This is a genomic window from Halorubrum sp. Atlit-26R (assembly GCF_003666015.1).
Taxonomy (GTDB): domain Archaea; phylum Halobacteriota; class Halobacteria; order Halobacteriales; family Haloferacaceae; genus Halorubrum.
Genome location: NZ_QPLT01000564.1, coordinates 1 through 431 on the forward strand (window position 1 = coordinate 1; position 431 = coordinate 431).

General features: G+C 54.1%; 1 protein-coding gene. It reads left to right on the forward strand.

Going from position 1 to position 431, the window contains the following annotated elements; all coding sequences use genetic code 11:
* Positions 1-119: 119 nt before the first annotated feature.
* Entirely contained in the window at positions 120-386 is a 267-nt protein-coding gene (locus DVK07_RS21965) for a PhiH1 repressor (protein WP_199719743.1), read from the forward strand.
* Positions 387-431 lie beyond the last annotated feature (45 nt).

Below are 431 nucleotides of genomic sequence, written 5' to 3' on the forward strand. Positions count from 1 at the left end.
ATAATTTACTGACGGTTGTTAATTGCTGGTTGACGGATGTAAGTAGCTTCAAGTTTTCTCGTCGTCAAATACCGGTCATCGGTGATTCTATGAGTCCTGCAACGCGAGATTCCGATACCATGCGAAAACAGGCGGACTGGATGGTACCCTCTGATGATCGAATCCTCGAACTCATCCGAGAGTATGGGAACCTCACGCCGTCTGCTATCGAAGCTAAGGGCGGGCCAGTCCGACAACACGCCAGTAGCCGATGTAGTGAACTGGCCGAATACGGACTGCTCGAACAGGTCCATCGCGGACTCTATGGAATCACCGAAGAGGGCACTGCCTATCTCGACGAGGAACTCGACGCCAGCGAACTCGATCTCGTCGAAGACGCCGACTGACATTCTCCTAGACCCTCGCGAGTCGTGCCGTCACGTCACCAGCCC